At 74.5% G+C, this 17,242-nt stretch carries 2 protein-coding genes (both only partly in view); both read right to left on the reverse strand.

The window, feature by feature from the left end; all coding sequences use genetic code 11:
• Window positions 1-12,914, reverse strand: the 5' portion of a protein-coding gene (locus ACZ6S6_RS28560; protein WP_469707453.1) for an L-histidine N(alpha)-methyltransferase. It extends 6,823 nt beyond the left edge of the window; only the first 12,914 of its 19,737 coding nucleotides appear in the window; its start codon is at window positions 12,912-12,914; its stop codon lies beyond the left edge, outside the window.
• A protein-coding gene (locus ACZ6S6_RS28565; RefSeq protein WP_469707455.1) for an amino acid adenylation domain-containing protein crosses the window boundary here: on the reverse strand, window positions 12,914-17,242 show its 3' portion. It continues 420 nt past the right edge of the window; only the last 4,329 of its 4,749 coding nucleotides appear in the window; the start codon falls outside the window, past its right edge; it ends in the stop codon at window positions 12,914-12,916. The genes ACZ6S6_RS28560 and ACZ6S6_RS28565 overlap by 1 nt, the downstream gene beginning before the upstream one ends.

Here is a 17,242-nt window from a genome sequence, read left to right on the forward strand (position 1 = left end):
GATCCCTCGTCGGCGTACGCGGTTCCCGCCCGTACGGTGACGGCGCCCGGAACCGGCAGGTCGCCGAAGACCAGCACCCGGCCCGGGTGCGGTGCGGCGGGCGGCACGGGCTCGGCCACCCAGGCGGCCGTGAACAGACTGACGGGTGCCGGGGCGTCGGAGGCGTCCTCCTTCGCGGTCACGGTGTCCGCTGTGTGCGTCGCGGAATTCGTCGCAGTCGCAGTCGCCTGCCCTGCGGCCGCAGGGGCCCCGTCGGTGAACCAGTGGCGTTCCGCCGCGAAGGGGTACGGCGGCAGCGAGCGCAGCCGCGGCTTGCGGTGCCATCGGGCGGACCAGTCGACCACCGCGCCGCGCACCCACGCGGCGGCGGTCTCCTCGTCGCCGCGTCCGTCGAACGGCGTCCGGCCGGCGTGCCGTTCGACGCGTCCCAGATGGATGCCTGCGCGGTCCCCGGCGAGGAAGCGGCGGAGCGTGTCCACCGCGTGTTCGCCCGAGTGCGCGACGAACGCCAGGCGTTCGGCGTGTTCGGCGCGGCCCGCCTGGAGGGTGTGGGCGGTTCCCGCGAGGTCGTGCGCCCAGGTGGCCCGGGTGTCGACGAGGGACCGGGCGGTGGCGTCCAGCCGCTCCGGATCGCGGGCCGAGAGGACGAACACGGCCGCCTCCGGGGAGACCGGCGGCTCGTCGGCCGGGTACTCCTCCAGTACGACGTGGGCGTTGACCCCGCCGTAGCCGAAGGAGCTGACCCCGGCGCGGAGCGGGATGCCGGGCGCGGCCGGCTTCCAGTCACGGGCCTCGGTCGCGATCTCGCAGGCCGTACCCTCCAGCCCCAGGTGGGCGTTGAGTTCCGGCCCGTGCGGGTCGCCGGTGATCCGCCCGTGGCGCATCGACAGCAGTACCCGCAGCACGGCGGCGATGCCCGCGGCCGGTTCGAGGTGGCCGATGGTGTTCTTCAGGGCTCCCAGCGCGCAGTGCGGGGCGACCGGGTCCGGGTGGCCCCAGTCGCGGTAGAGCTCGGCGAAGGCCTGGCGCAGACCATTGGTCTCGGCGGGGTCACCGATGACGGTGCCGGTTCCGTGGGTCTCGACGTACCCGATGGTCGCCGGGTCGACGCCCGCCTCGCGGTGGGCGCGCACGATGACTTCGGCCTGGCCGCGCGGGTTCGGCGCGGTCAGCGAGTTGGAGCGGCCGCCGTGGTTCACGGCAGTGCCGCGCAGGACGGCGAGCACCGGGTTGCCGTCGGCGCGGGCGCGGCCGAGCCGCTTGAGCACGACGGCCCCGACGCCCTCGCCGCGTACGTACCCGGCGGCGTCCTTGTCGAAGGCCCGGCCCACTCCGTCGGGGCTGAGCATTCCGGCCCGTTCGAGGGAGGCGAAGGTGACCGGCGACAGCATGAGGCTGACGCCGCCCGCGATGACGGTGTCGCAGTGCCCGAGCCGCAGGGCCTCCGCCGCGCGGTGCAGGGCCACCAGGGAGCTGGAGCAGGCCGTGTCGACGGGTTCGCTGGGGCCGCGCAGATCGAGGTGGTAGGAGATGCGGTTGGCCAGCATGGAGGGGGTCAGGCCGGTCGACGAGTACGGGTCGGCGGCCGTGTCCGAGCGCTGTACGAGTTCGGCGTACTCGGACGATCCGACGCCGACGAACAGTCCGGTGTCGGTGCCGGCGAGCCGGACCGGGTCGATGCCCGCGTCCTCCAGCGCCGACCAGACCGTGGTGAGCAGCAGCCGCTGGCGGGGGTCCATCCAGCGGGCCTCGCGGGGCGAGATGCCGAAGAACAGCGGGTCGAAGCGGTCGATGTCCGGCATGAAGCCGCCCCGGGTGACCCTGGTCCGGTCGGAGTGCAGGGCCGGGTCCCCGTAGTGGGCACGGCTGTCCCAGCGGTCGGCGGGGACCTCGGAGAAGTGATCGCCGCCCTTCTGCAGTGCCTCCCAGAACTCGTCCAGGTCACGTGCGCCGGGCAGGATGCCGGCCATGCCGACGATCACGACGGGGTCGTCGTCCTCGGCCGGCCGGCCCACCGTGGCGCCCGCCGGATTCGGCGGCGCGGTGTCGGGGCGCCCGCTCCCGGTCCCCTGAGCATCCAGGTGTTCGTTCTCCGGCCCCTGCGCCCACTGGGCATCCGGGCGCTCCTTCTCCAGCCACTCCACGAGTGCGAGAGGGGTGGGGGTGGCGAGCAGCTGGTCGGGGCCGACGTGCACGCCGAACGCGTTGGACACCTCGTCCGCGAACCGGATCAGGCCGAGGGAGTCCAGCCCGTGCTCGTGGAAGGAGCCCGCCGGGTCGAGGTCCGCCGGGGGGTAGCCGCTGGCCGTGCCCAGCAGGGCCAGGACGCCCTCCCGGATGCGGGCCCCTCGGGCCCGCTCCGCGGGGGCGGCCGCCGTCGCGGCCGCGGCGGCGTGCGGGGCCACGGGAGCGGCCGGGGTGACGGCGTCGATCCAGCAGCGGGTCCGTGCGAAGGGGTAGCCGGGCAGGGACAGGGGCGGTACCGGTACGAGCCGGCCGGCCTCCCAGTCGAAGACCTCTCCCCCGGCCCAGCGGCGGGCCGTGTCGTGCGGGTCCACCGGGGACGGCGCGACGGCCGGCCCGGGCTCGGCGGTCACGACGCCGCTGTGGCCACCGGACCTGCCCGCCAGGAACTCGTCGAGCGCGTCGGTGAGTTCACGGGCCGATCGCGCCACGACGGCGAACCGGTGGGCCATGGCCTCGCGCCCCGTCTGCAGGGTGTGGGCGAGCCTGCCGAGGTCGACGTCGGGTGCGCCGCCCATGCGTCCCGCGAGCCCGCGCAGGGTCGTCCCCCCGTGTACGGAGCCCGCCCCCGCGAGGTCGCCGAGACCGACCAGCCGCACCATCGTGGCGGGGTCCAGGCCCAGTTCGTCGAGTGGCTCGTCCACCGCGGCGACGGGGACCCCGGCCGCGGCGGCGAGCGCCCCGGGGTCGCCGCCCGTACCGGCGGAGCCCAGCCAGGTCCGCATTCCGGCGACGACGCGGCGCAGGCCGTCCTCGTCGCGCGCGGAGAAGGGGAAGACGGCCGGTCCGGCCGCCGCCTCGGGCGGCGGGGCGGGGGCCCGGTGCTCCTCGACCACGAGGTGGGCGTTGGAGCCGCCGGCGCCGAAGGCGCTGATGCCCGCCCGCAGGAGCCCGGTACTCGTCCAGGGGGCGAGTTCGCGCTGTACCCGGAAGGGGACCGCGTTCCAGTCGACGGCCGGGTTGAGGGTGTCCGCGTGCAGGGAGGGCGCCAGTTCACGGGCCTTCATCTGGAGCAGGACCTTGGTGAGGGCCGCGATGCCCGCGGCCGACTCCAGGTGACCGACGGAGGACTTGACCGAGCCCAGTGCGATCGAGCCGGCCGGCAGGTCGCCGAAGGCCCTGACGAGTCCGGCCACTTCGGCCGGGTCACCCAGGGAGGTGCCGGTTCCGTGCGCCTCTACGTACGAGACGCTGTCCGCGGGTACGCCGGCCGTGCGCAGAGCCTGGGCGATGGCCTCGCCCTGGGCGCCGGGGCTGGGCACGGCGAATCCGCCGGTCTTGCCGCCGTGGTTGACGGAGCTGCCGAGGATCACGCCGAGGATCCGGTCCCCGTCGCGCTCGGCCGCCGCCAGCGGCTTGAGCAGTACGGTGCCGACGCCCTCGCCGGGCACCATGCCGTCGCCGTCCGCCGCGAAGCTGCGGCACCGGCCGCTGTCGCCGGTGAAGCCGCCGGCTGCCAGCTGGCGGTACTTGCGCGGGTGCGGGGCGAGGTTGACTCCGCCGGCCAGCGCGTAGTCCGTGGTCCCCGCCACCAGGGCCTCGCAGGCGAGGTGGATGGCGGTGAGGGAGGAGGAGCACATGGTGTCCATAGCCATGCTCGGCCCGCGGAAATCGAAGAAGTACGAGACCCGGTTGGCGATGGAGGCGTAGCCCATGCCTCCGGCGAGGCCCCGCTCGTCCTCGAACAGCTGGTAGTGCCCGTACATGACGCCCACGTACACACCGACGCGGCTGCCCCGCAGCCGTGACCGCGTGTACCCCGCGTCCTCCAGCGCGTGCCAGGAGGACTGGAGGAACAGACGTTCCTGAGGATCCGTCAGTTCTGCTTCGCGCATGGACATCTGAAAGAAGCGGGGGTCGAACTCGTCGATGCCGTCGAGGAATCCGCCCCACCGGCTGACCGGCCGGCCGTCGGCGGCGCCGGAGGCCCGGTGGTCCCAGCGGTCGGCCGGGACCTCGGTCACGCAGTCGCGGCCCGAGCGCAGGTTCTCCCAGAAGGTGTCCAGATCCCCGGCGCGGGGGTAGCGGCCGGCGACGCCGACGATCGCGATCCGGTGGTCGGTGCCCGCCACGGACTCGGCCGGGCGTCCGGCCGGACGTACCTCCGTCGCGGTGACCGGCGGGGCGGCCGGTGCGGCGGACGCGGCTTCCGGTGCGGCTTCCGGGACGGGAAGGAGTGCGCGCACCTGGTCCGTGTGCCTCTCGACCAGGTAGTCGGCGACCTCACGGACCGTCGGGTACTCGAACAGCAGCGACACGGGCAGGTCGCCCATGCTCTCGGCCAGGACGTCCACGATGAGCGGGACGGTCAGGGAGTCGACACCGAAGTTCTCGTACGTCTCGTCCAGCCAGAGCCGGTCGCGCGGGACCTGGAGGATCTCCGCGAAGGCGCCCTTCACGTACTCGCGCGCGGCCTCCAGCAGTGCGTCGCCGTCCCCGCTCGACGGTACTGGAGGCACCGACTGCCGTGCTTCGACCGGGCGTTGCGCCGAGGACGCCGCCACGGCGGGGGCGCCTGCCGCTCCGCCCGGTGCCGTTTCCGCGACCACCACGTGCTGGCTCAGCCCCTCGTCCGCGGGCAGGGCCCTGCTGCGGGCGAAGCCGGCCAGCGCGAGAGCCTTGCGCCACCCGGACGCGGAGAGCAACGGCGATCCGGGCAGGCGGAGTTCGGCGTCCTCGTGCAGCCACCAGCCGTCGAGCAGACCGAAGGTGAGGGTGGCGGTGAGGACGTTGCTGCTGGCCTCGTTGAGCACGAGCCGTCCGCCGGGCCTGAGCAGCCGGGTCACGGCCCGCAGGGTGGCGAGCAGGTCGGCGGTCGCGTGCAGGACGTTGGCCGCCACGACCAGGTCGGCGCTTCCCGGAGTGAAGCCCTGGGTCTCGGGGTCGGCGGAGATGTCGAGCCGCTGGAAGCGGACGTAGGGGTGTTCCTCGGCGAACCGCTGCTCCCCGTGCCGCAGGAAGGCCCGGGAGATGTCGGTGTAGACGTAGTGAACCTCCTTGCCCGAGGCGGCGAGGGCAGGAAGGACACTGGCGGTGGTGCCGCCGGTGCCCGCGCCGATCTCGATGACGGTGACGGGGCCCTCGTGCCGGGGCAGCAGGTCCTGGACGGCTCCCACGACGAGTTCGTTGGCCCGGTCGACGACCGGGCTGCCCCGGTAGGCGCCCTCGACGAGGGCACTGGAGCCGCCGGGGAACATCACGTCAGTAGCGCGGACGCTGCCGCGGAGCACTCCGAAGAGGCTCCGCATGCACGGGCGCAGCAGCCGGTCGAAGCGGTTCAGCGCGGGCTTGCGGTCGCACAGGGCGACCAGGTCGCCCTCGGGGTCATCGGCGGCCCGGCGCCCGGCGACGGCGAACGCTCCGTCCCTGTCGTGCAGGAAACCGCCCTCGGTCAGCTGGCGCAGCAGCTCGGTGAAGAGCCTGCGCTGCGCGGGGACGATGCGCAGCCGCTCCTCGAGTGCGACGGGGCTCCAGCGCTCGGCGTCGCCGAGGAAGACCCCTTCGCCCTGGAAGAGCGTCCACAGCCAGTCGCACATGACCTCGGTCAGGCGGGCGTCGTCGGCCTCGGTGAGCAGCCGGGCGACCGGAGGGAGCTGGGCCTGGGCGGGCACCAGGGTGACGTCGTCGTCGGGCGCGACGCCCTCCGAGGACGTACGCGCGTCGTGAGACCCTCCCGCGCCGGTGGACCTTGCTGTGCCGGAAGACGCACCGCTGTCGACGCCCGCGCTCCCGCGCGGCTGGGCGCCGATGGCGGCGAGTGCGGTCGCGTCGGCCTTGACCACGACGACCTGCCGGTCCTCGCGTCCGAGCACGGCGTGCACGGCGGCCATGCCCTCGGCCGGGGTGATCGAGTGGATGCCCGCGGCGGCGAGCCGGTCGCGGTTGCGCTCGTCGGCGACGATGCCGACGGTTCCCCAGTAGCCCCAGTTGATGACGGCCACCCTGGCGCCGAGCACCCCGTCGAGGTGGTGGGCGAAGGCGTCCTCGAAGGTGGACCCGGCCGCGTAGTTGCTCTGGCCCGCGCTGCCGGACAGGGCCACCGCCGAGGAGAAGAAGAGGACGAAGTCCAGGCCGGCCGCGCCGCGCAGGGCGGCGTGGAGGGCGACCGAGGTGTGGGCCTTGGCGTCGAGGACCGAGCGGAAGGTCTCCTCCGTCATCGTGGCGACGGTCTGGTCGCGCAGGACGATGGTGGCGTGGAAGACCCCGTGCAGCGCACCGTGGGTGGTCCTGGTCCACTCGACGGCCTCGCGCAGCGCGGCGGGGTCGGTCGCGTCGGCCCTGCGGTAGGAGACGAGGGTCCCGTCGGGGTCGATGGCCCGCAGCCGCGCGCGGCGCTCGGCGTCCAGTTCGCTGCGGCCGAGGAGGACGACCTTGGCCCGGTGCTCCCGTACCAGCCATTCGGTGAGTTCGAGGCCGATGCCTCCGGCCCCGCCGAGTATCAGATAGGTGCCGCCCCTGCGGATCCGTTCCCGCGGGGGCGTGGCGGCGACCGGGACGAGCCGGCGGTGGTGGAGCACCCCGCCGCGCAGGGCGTAGGGGCCTCCGGCGGGGGCGTCGAGGACGTCCGCGGCGGGGGCGTCGGCGCGGGACCGGTCGACGACGGTCACCTGCCAGCGGGGGTGTTCCTGGGCGAGCGACAGGGCGAGGCCGTGCAGCCCGGCCGCGTACGGGTTGCCGACGGGCTCGCCGGCCGTGCTGAGGGCGTCCTCGGTGATCACGGTGAGGCGGACCGCCGAGCGGGTCCCCTGGAGAACCTTGGCGAGCCGGAACAGAGCGAGGACGCCGCGTTCCTGCGCCGCTTCGAGCGCGTCGGTGTCGTCGGTTTTGGCCCCGGCGCCCGGAGCGAGCAGGATCACGTGGTCCGGCCGGCCGGTCGCGGTGGCCACGCGGTCGTGGTCGAGGGTGACGACGGCGCCGCCGAGGCGGGCGCGCAGGGCGGCCGCCAGCGGTGCGGAGTCAGGTCCGTGTACGAGCCAGGTGTCCGCCCCCGCGGGGAGCGGCTGCGGGGTCCTCGCGGGCAGTTCGGTCCAGTGCGGTACGAACATCAGGTCGTCGGCCGCGGCCGTCGCGGCGGCGGCGGGCCCGCCCGTCGCGGGGCGGGCGGCACCGGGCGCGGGCCGCAGCGACAGGTCGCGCAGCCGCACCCGGACGTGCCCGTCGGAGTCGGTCAGGGTCAGGTCGTAGCGGTCGGCGCCGACGGTGCGTACGTGGGCGTACCCGAGATCGGTCACCGGGGCGTGGACCTCGGCGGCGGTGAGGGCGTACGGGACCATCGCGGGACCGCTGTCCCGGTCCCTGAGCACGGCGAAGGCGTGCAGGGCGCCGTCGATCACCGAGGGGTGGAGGGCGCAGCCGGCGAACGGGGCGGCCTCGGCGGGAATCCGCAGGCGTACGAGTGCCTCGCCGTCGTCCGCGGCGGCCCATTCGACGGTCCGCAGGGCGGGCCCGTAGACCAGTCCGGCGTCCTTGAGGTCGGCGTACAGGCCGGCGCCCTCGTGGCGCCGGCCGAGGCCGGCCCGCAGCGCCTCGATGTCGATCGTCTGCTCGGCCTGCGCGGGCAGGGGCTCCACCCGGCCTTCGGCCAGCGTTTCGCCGGTGTCGTCGCGCAGGTCGAACCTGGTGCCGGTGTCGCCCAGGCGCAGCCGGGTCCTGACCGTGCGCGCGGTGCCGGCAACCACGAAGGGCCGCAGCCAGCGGACGTGGGACAGCCGTAGCCGCTCCCCCGCCCCGGCGGCCTCGGCGGCGGCGCGGGCCATCTCCAGGACGGCGGCGGCAGGCAGCAGCCGGGTGTCGCCCAGCCGGTGCCCGTCGATGTAGGGGTGTTCGGGGCCGAAGACGGTCCGGTAGGTGAGACCGTCCAGGCTCTCGGCCGGGTCGATCCTGTCGAGCAGCGGGTGCGCAGGACCCGCCGTGCTCCGCCCGGCGGGCGGTGACCAGATGGTGTCGGTGAGCCAGCAGCGGAGTTCCTCGAAGGGGTAGCCGGGCAGCGGCACCCGGCTGCCGGTCCTGGCCGGCCAGGAGACCGGGGCTCCGGCCGCCCAGGCCGCGGCGATCGCCGCCGGGTCGGTGCTCGTGGGCGCGGCGGCCCGGGAGGCCACGGGGCCGCGCGCGGTGCCGGTCCAGACCCCGGCCGGATCGTCGCCGCGCAGCCTGGCGATCAGTTCGGGGACGGCGGAGGCCTGGACGACCATGCGGTCCACCCATTCCTCGCGGCCCTGCTGGAGGGTGAACGCGACGTCGGCGGGGTGGGGCGCCGAGCCGTCCGCCAGGCCCCGCTGCAGGGCGTCCGCCAGCTCGGCGGCCAGTACCGGGAGCTGCTCGGGCACCCGGGTGGAGAGCGGGAACAGGTAGGGGCCCGGTTCCTGTGCAGCGGCGGGCGGTGTGACGTACTCCTCCAGGACGAGGTGGGCGTTGGCCCCGCCCGCGCCGAAGGAGCTGAGGCCGGCGCGCCGGGGAGTCCCCTCGGGCCGGGGCCAGGGAGCGAGGCCGCCCTGTACGCGCAGCGGTGTGGAGTCGAAGTCGATGTTCGGGTTCGGCGGGTCCGCGTGCAGGGACGGCACGAGGCTGCCGTGCCGCATCTGGAGCAGCACCTTGCACAGTCCGGCCATGCCGGAGGCCGATTCGAGGTGGCCGACGTTGGACTTGACCGAACCGATCGGCAGACTGCCCGCGGGCAGTCCTGCCTCGGCCAGCGCACGGGCCAGGCCCCGGATCTCGACGGGGTCGCCGAGGGCCGTGCCGGTGCCGTGCGCCTCCAGGTAGCCGAGGGAGGCCGGGTCGACGCCCGCCTCGGCGAGCGCCCGGGTGACCAGGTCGCCCTGGGCGACGGGGCTGGGCACGGTGAAGCCGTTGGTCTTGCCGCCGTGGTTGACGCTGGTCCCGAGGATGACGCCGTGGATGTGGTCGCCGTCCCTGACGGCGTCCGCCAGCGGCCTGAGCACGACCGCGCCGACGCCCTCGCCGGGGACGTAGCCGTCGCCGTCGGCGCCGAAGCTGCGGCACCGGCCGTCGCTGGAGGTGAAGCCGCCCTGGCCCAGGAAGCGGTACTTGTACGGGTGGACGTGCAGGTTGACCCCGCCCGCGACGGCCAGGTCGGTGTCCCCGGCGCGCAGGTCGCGGACGGCCAGGTGGATGGCCGTCAGCGAGGAGGAGCACATCGTGTCCACGCCCAGGCTGGGGCCGGTGAGGCCGAGGGTGTACGAGACGCGGTTGGCGATGGAGGCGTGCGAGGAGGCACCGATCCGGCCGTCCTCGGCCTCGTGCAGCTGGTAGAGCCCGTACATCGCGCCCGCGTACACGCCGACCCGGCGGGAGCGCAGGTCCGCCCGGGTGTGTCCGGAGTCCTCCATGGCGTGCCAGACGGTCTGGAGGAAGAGCCGTTCCTGGGGATCGACGATCTCCGCCTCGCGCGGCGAGATGCCGAAGAAGAGCGGGTCGAACATGTCGATTCCGTGCAGGAAGCTGCCCCAGCGGCTGTATTCGGCCGCGCGGTCCGCGGCGGTGGCCTCGTCGTAGTCCCGCCAGTTCCAGCGGTCCGCCGGGATCTCGGTGATCAGGTCGCGGCCCGCCCTGAGGTGGTCCCAGAACTGGTCGAGGGTGTCCGACTCTGCGAAGCGGGCGGCGACGCCGACGATGGCGATGGGCATCGGCCCGGCGGGAGCGGGGGTTGCGGTGGTTGCGGAGAACGCCGTGCGGGCAGGGGCAGCGGCAGCGGTGGATACGGAGGAGGTCGCGGGAAGCACCGTCGGTGCGACGGGGACGGCAACGGGCTCCGGCTCGGCGGCGGGCGCGGGCGCCAGTTCCACGAGGCGGGGTCCGTGGTGCTCGATGAACCAGCCCGCGAGGGAACGCAGGTCCTGGTACTCGAAGAACAGCGTCTTCGGAAGCGATCCGAAGTGCTCCTCCAGACGCCGGGTCAGGTCCATGATCAGCAGCGAGTCGATGCCGAACCGCTCGAACGGCGCGTCGGCCTCCATCTCCTGCGCCGGAATCTCGAAGACTTCGGCCATCAGCACGCGCAGGAAGTCCTCCGCCACCTCGGCGACGGAGACCGCCGGCTCCGTGGACGAGGCGGCCGGGACGACAGGGGCGGCAGGCACCGCGGGCGTGGCGGAAGGGCCGGCCGGAGCCGACGGCGCCGACGCGTTCAGCATCTCGCGCAGCCGCGCCAACGAGCCGTACGCCACCAGGACATGGTCGCCGTCGTGGCCCAGAGCCCGGTCGAAGGCGGCCAGTCCGACGTCCGTCGGCATCGCCACCAGCCCGATCCGACGGGCCGTCCTGGCGGCCGTGGCCTCGTCGGCCTCGACGCGTATGCCCCCGTCCGCCCACAGCGACCAGAGCACCGAGAGGCTCTGGCCGGGGCGTGCGCTGCTCCGCCGCCAGGCCGTGAACGCGTCCAGGAACCGGTTGGCGTAGGCGTAGTCGCTCTGGCCGGGGCTTCCCGCGGCACCGGACATCGACGAGAAGGAGACGAAGAAGCCGAGGGGGTCGCCCGCGGTGGCCCGGTCCAGCTCGACGGTGCCGCGCACCTTGGGGCCCAGCACGGCCGCGCTCCGCAGGTCGCTCTTGCCGACCAGCAGTGCGTCGTCGGTGGTCCCGGCGAGGTGCAGCACCCCGTGGAGCGGGCCGAAGTCGGCGTGGATCCGCTCGACGAGGGCGGCGGCTGCACCGGGGACGCCCAGGTCGGCCGCCAGGTAGTGGACGTCGAGTCCGGCCGCGCGCAGCTCCGTGAGGTCGGCCCGCGCCGAACGTCCCGTCAGGACGTAGCGGGCGTCGCCGCCCAGATGTGCGACGAGCTTGCGGCCCAGCGCGCCCACGCCTCCGGTGATCAGCACGGTGCCGTGCGGTGCGAGCGGTGCCGGGGCGGGGGTGACGGGCTCCCAGCGGGGCACCTGCCGGCCGCCGGCCGTGTACCTGACCCGGAACTCGTGGGGAGCGCGGGCCTCGGACCCGACGGTGGCGGCGAGGCCGGCCGTGCCCGCGTCGACCGCCGCGACGAGGAACTGCGGGTCCTCGTTGGCGAGGGCCCGCGCGAATCCGTCCACGGCCTGGGCGCGCGCGTCCTCGACCCCGCCGGACGTACGGAACACATGGAGCACGCGCACCGGGCTGCGGCTCGGCTGCGCCGCCCAGGAACGGTAGAGACCGGTGAGGGCGGGCAGCGGGTCGCCCTCGGCGGTGTGCACGACGAGGAGTTCCTCGTCGCGGGGGAAGAGAGAGTCCAAGGTGCCCGCTTCGGCTCCCGGGAAGCTCTCCTGACCGATCACCACGGTGCGTACGGCCGGACTTCCGGCCGGCGCCGGGGCGTCCTGCCAGCGCTGGACGAGCAGGTGCGCCGCGACGGTGTCGTCCAGCCGGGCCGCTCCCTCGACCGGCCGGGTGACCACGGCGCGCAGCCGCAGGCAGACCCGGCCCAGGTCGTCGGCGAGGGCGATGTCGTGGCCGGCCTCGGTCCTGACGGCGTGCACGTGGCCCTGCTCGGGGAGCGGTCCGAAGATCTCGACGGCGTCCAGGGCGAAGGGCAGTTCCCGTGCGCGCGGGGCCGAGGGGTCCTCGTCGGTCCACAGGCAGGCCTGGAGCATCGCGTCGAGCAGCGACGGGTGCAGGGCGAAGTCGGAGAACGGGAGGTCGGCCGCCGCGGGTACGGCGACGCGCGCGAGGACCTCGCCGGGCGCGGACCGTACGGAACGCAGCCCCTGGAGGCTGGGTCCGTAGCCGCCGCCGAGCGCGCCGAAGACCTCGTAGCACTCCTCGGCGGTGGCCGTACGGGGCAGCCCGGCGCGGATCGTGTCCAGGTCGAGGCGTGGCGCGGCGGAGCCGTTCTCCGGGCCGGGGGGCCCGAAGCGCAGGGTGCCCGCGGAGCAGAGCGTGCCGTCGGCGGTCCCGTCGTTCCGGCGGACCTCGTAGGACACTCCGTCGGCCGTGGGCACGAGGTGCAGGCGTACGCGTACCGCCTCGTCCTCGACGAGCACGGGGCGGGCCCACAGCACGTTGACGATGCCGGTGGCACGGCCGTGGCCCTGCTGCTCGGCGGCGGCCACCGCGAATTCGAGGGCCGCCACGGCGGGCAGGATCCGGATGCTGCCCAGGGCGTGGTCGCGCAGGTAGAACTCCTCACCGGTCAGCAGCCGTTCGGAGCGTCCGGCGGCCGGGACGGCGGGGGACGAGGCGGCGGCGGGCACCGAAGCGACAGGTGACGCGGCCGCGGATGCGGGACCGGCGGTTGTCAGGGCGGCCGGGGGCTTGATCCAGTAGCGCCGGGTCGGGCGCGGCGGGCGGGGCAGTGAGAGCCGTGCGGGCCGGCCGCCGGGCGGCTCGGTCAGCGCGACGTCCCGGCCGGCGACCCACAGGCGGGCGGCCTCTGCCAGGTCCTCCGTGGAGACGGGACCGGCGTCGCCGGAGCCGGCGCCCGGCGCGGTGCCGGTGACGAGGCCGGCCCCGTCGCGCAGCCGCGCGGCCAGTTCGGCGGTGCTCGTCACGACCAGGGCGAGCCGGCTGCTCAGCGGTTCCCGGCCGACGCGCAGGGTGTGGGCGACGCTGTCCAGGGAGGCCGACGGGTGCTCCTCCAGCCAGGTGCACAGCTCGGCCCGGTACCCGTCGAGCTGTTCGGGGCCGTCGGCGGACAGTACGACCAGCCGGGCGTTCCTGTCCTCAGTGGTGCCGTTCATCAACGCTGTCCCGCCTCTTCGACTACCACGTGCACGTTGCTGCCTCCCATGCCGAACGAGCTGACGCCGACCCGTGCCGGCCTCCCCCCGGGTGTTTCCCATGTCTGTGCGGCTGTCTGGATCCGGAACGGACTGCTGGCGAGGTCGAGCATCGGATTCGGCGTCCGCAGGTCCACCAGGCCGGGGAGCGTGCGGTGACGCATCGCCAGCAGGACCTTCACGACGCCGGCGACACCCGCCGCGGCCTCCAGGTGGCCGATGTTCGTCTTGACCGATCCGAGGCCGGTGCGCCCCGGAACGACCGGGATCCCCCAGTCGGTGTACAGGCGGTCGAACGCCTCCTTCAGGGCGTCGATCTCGATCGGGTCGCCGAGCGGGGTCCCGGTGCCGTGCGCCTCGATGTAGTCGATCGTGTCGGGCGCCACCGCGGCCGCCCGGTGTGCCGCGAGCACCACGTCGCGCTGTGCCTGCGGGTTGGGCACCGTGAGCGAGTGCGTGTGACCGCCGTGGTTCTCCGCCGAGCCGATCAGGACGCCGTGCACCGGATCGCCGTCGGCGAGGGCCCGGTCCAGCAGTTTGAGGGCCAGGAGCACCACGCCCTCGCCCCTGCCGTAGCCGTCCGCGCGTTCGTCGAAGGTCTTGCAGCGGCCGTCGGGGCTGAGCATCCCGGCGCGGCGCAGACCGGTGAACCCGTGCGGCGACAGCAGGAGGTTCGCCCCGCCGGCCAGGGCCAGTTCGCAGTCGCCCTGCTGGAGGGCGCGGGCCGCCCGGTGGACGGCGACGAGCGAGCTGGAGCAGGCCGTGTCGAAGACGGAGCTGGGCCCGTGCAGGTCGAACACGTAGGAGATGCGGTTCGCCGCGATCGAGGGGACGTTGCCGATCAGGAAGTGGTCGCCCATCTCCGGCGAGCCGGGACCGACCAGGCTCAGGTAGTCCGTACCGCTGAGTCCGACGAAGACCCCGGTCCGACTGCCGGCGAGCGCCGCGGGGACCTGGCCCGAGTCGAGTACGGCCTCGTGCGCGGCGTGCAGCAGCAGGCGCTGCTGGGGGTCCATCTGCGCCGCCTCGCGGGGCGAGATGCGGAAGAGCCCGGCGTCGAAGGCGTCCACGTCCTCCACGAAGGAGCCGCGCAGTCCCTGCGGGAACACCAGGGAGGAGAAACCCCGCTCCATCGGGTACGGGCGGGTGAGGTCGCGGCCGGCGGCGAGGTGCTGCCAGAACTGTTCCAGGTCGGCGGAGGAGGGCAGCCGTCCGCCGATGCCCACGATGGCCACCGGCGGGTATCCGGACGGCGCGGCCGCCGCGCGGACCGGGGCGGGCGCGGCCTGGGCTGCGGGCTGCCGCTCGGTCGTGGCGAAGGCCTCGGGGTGGGTGGTGCTCAGGTGGGCGGCGAGCGAGGTGAGGTCGGGCCTGGCGTAGAAGACGGTTGGGCGCACGGTGACGCCGAACCGTTCGCGCAGCGCCACCGCGAGGCGGGTGAAGCCGATGGAGTCGAACCCCGCCTCGCCCAGCGGCCGGTCGAGGGGGATCTCCTCCACCGGCAGCCCGGCGATGTCCGCCGCGCTCTGCCGCAGCCGGGCGGCCAACTCGCCGTGTCCGGTGGTCCGTGGCAGCCGATCCTCTTCCGTTGCCCCTTCTGCCGCTGTCCGGTCGGCCGCATGCGCGTCAGCCGGCGCGGGAAGGTCCTCGTGGCCGAAGCGGCGTACGAGTTCCTGGATCGGGAGCGCCGTGAGCGGGCCGGTGTCCACCTTGGCGTTGGGTGTCAGCGGGAAGCGCGCCAGCGCGACCGTGCGGGAGGGGAGCATGTACTCGGGCAGCCAGGCCCTCACCCGCTCGGCCACGGCCTCCGCGACCTCAGGGGTGGCCGTCACGAACGCCACCAGGCGCGGCAGGCCGGGCAGGTCCTCGCGCAGGGCCACGCGGGCGTCGCCGATGCCTCCGGCGCCGCCCGCCTCGCCCGCACGCCGGAGCGCGGCCTCGATCTCGCCCAGCTCGATGCGGTGGCCGCGCAGCTTCACCTGCCGGTCGGCGCGGCCGAGGAGCGTCATGTCGCCGTCGGCCGACCAGCGCGCCAGATCGCCCGTACGGTACAGCCGGCCGCCGGTCGCCGGGTCGCGGACGAAGCGCTCCTCGGTGAGCTCCGGCTTGCCCCGGTAGCCGCGGGCGACGCCGTCGCCGCCGATGAACAGTTCGCCGACCGCGCCGAAGGGCACCGGGGTCCCGTCGGGGCCCGCGGTGCGGAAGGTGGTGTTGGCGAGCGGGGTGCCCACGGTGACGGGCCCGCCCCGCCGGATCCGCTGCGCGGAGGACCAGATGGTCGTCTCGGTCGGCCCGTACATGTTCCACAGCTCGTCGCACCGGTCCAGCAGCCGGTCCGCGAGTTCGGCGTTGAGCGCCTCACCGCCGCACAGCAGCCTGCGCACCCGGCCGGTCCAGCCCGCCTGGAGCAGCATCTCCCAGGTGGCCGGGGTGGCCTGGACGACCGTCGCGCCCGCGTCGCCGATCAGCTCGGCCAGCGCGAATCCGTCCCGGACGACGTTCTCGGGCGCGATGTGGACGGTGGCGCCACGGGTCAGCGGGAGCAGCAGTTCCAGGCCCGAGATGTCGAACCCGGCGGTGGTGACGGCCAGCAGGGTGTCGTCCTCGGAGCAACCGGGCCGCTCGGCCGTCGCGGCCAGCAGGTTGACCAGGTTGCCGTGGCAGACCTCGACTCCCTTGGGCAGGCCCGTGGACCCGGAGGTGTAGAGCACGTACGCGAGGTCGCCGTCGCGGCGGGCGACCGGGGCCACGGTCTGTTCCTCGGGTGCCAGGCCGGTCAGCGGGATGCGCACGCCGGGCGCCTCCGCCGGCAGCCGGCCGGCCAGGCGCGGGTCGACGATCACGGCCGCCGGCGCCGCGTCCGCGGTGATGTGGACGAGCCGGGCCGCCGGGAAGTCCGGGTCGAGGGGTACGTACGCGGCCCCCGCGGCGTGGACCGCGAGCAGGGCCACGACAAGTGCGGCCCTGCGGCCGACGAGGACGCCAACGGCGTCGCCCCGGCGCACGCCCTGCTCGCCGAGGATCCGGGTGAGGGCGTGGACCTGTCCGGCGAGTTCCGCGTAGGTGAGTGTGCCCTCCGCGTCGACGACGGCGGTGCGCCCGGGGGAACGCCGGGCGCGGGCCAGTACCAGGTCGGCAGCCGTGACATCGTGCGGCCGTTCGGTACGGGTGGCGTTGGCCCGCTCGACCGTACGCCGTTCGGCCGGGGTGACCGGGTCGAGGTCCCCGACACGGACGGAGGGGTCGGCTGTCACCGCGTTTAGCAGCAGCCGGTAGTGCTCGGCCAGCCGCTCGACGGTGGAGCGGTCGAACAGTTCCGGGTCGTACTTCAGGTAGAGGAGCACACCGGTGTCGCGCACGACGACCTCGACGACGAGATCGTTCTCGCCCTCCTGGGTCAGGTCGAGGGCGTCGCGGAAGACGCTCTGCCCGGCGGCCATGTCCTGGTCGCCGCCCACGCCCTGCTGCAGGTAGAAGCCGATGTCGAAACCGGCCTCGGCGCCGGTCGTCCTGCGCAGGTCGTCGACGACCGACGCGAACGGGTAGGCGCCGTGCTCCTCGGCCTCCGCCATTCGGGTGCCGACGGTGGCCATGAGCCCGGCGAAGCTGTCGTCGGGGTCGCAGTCCACGCGCAGGACCACCGGATTGATCAGATAGCCGACGGTGCGGTCGAAGCGCTGGGACGGCCGGCCGTCGGTGGGCACCATCACGCTGAGGTCCCGGTGCCCCGAGTGGCGGTGCAGCAACGCGAGGAACGCGCCGAGCACGACGCTGAACGGGGTCAGTCCGCCCCGGCGGGCGGTGTCCTGGACGGCGGTCCAGGTGGAGTGCGGGAGCCGCAACTGCACCATCTCGCCACTGGCGTGCGAGGCCGGACCGCCGCGCCGGCGGTCGGCAAGGGCCTCCAGCACCGGCGCCGTGGAAGCGCCGGTCAGCCGGTCGAGCCACCAGATCCGGTGCTCCTCGGTCTCCGGGGCGGCCAGCATGGTCCGCTGCCAGTCCACGAACTCGGCGTAGGAAGCGGCCTGTTCGAGGGGCGGCAGCTCGCGGCCCGCGGCGAGCGCGTCATGGCAGGTGACGATGTCGCGCAGCAGGAGATGGCTGGAGACCCCGTCGGTGATCAGGTGGTGGAACACCAGGAGCAGCAGGGTGGCGCCGCCGGGCGCGGCGACGAGCCACATCCGGTAAAGGGGATCCTGCTCCAGGTCGAACGGGCGGCGCACCAGGTTGCGTACGCGCGCCGCGAATTCCCCTTCGGTCACATGGCTGAGGTCCAGCCTGGGCACCTC

The organism is Streptomyces sp. NPDC048671, assembly GCF_055587045.1.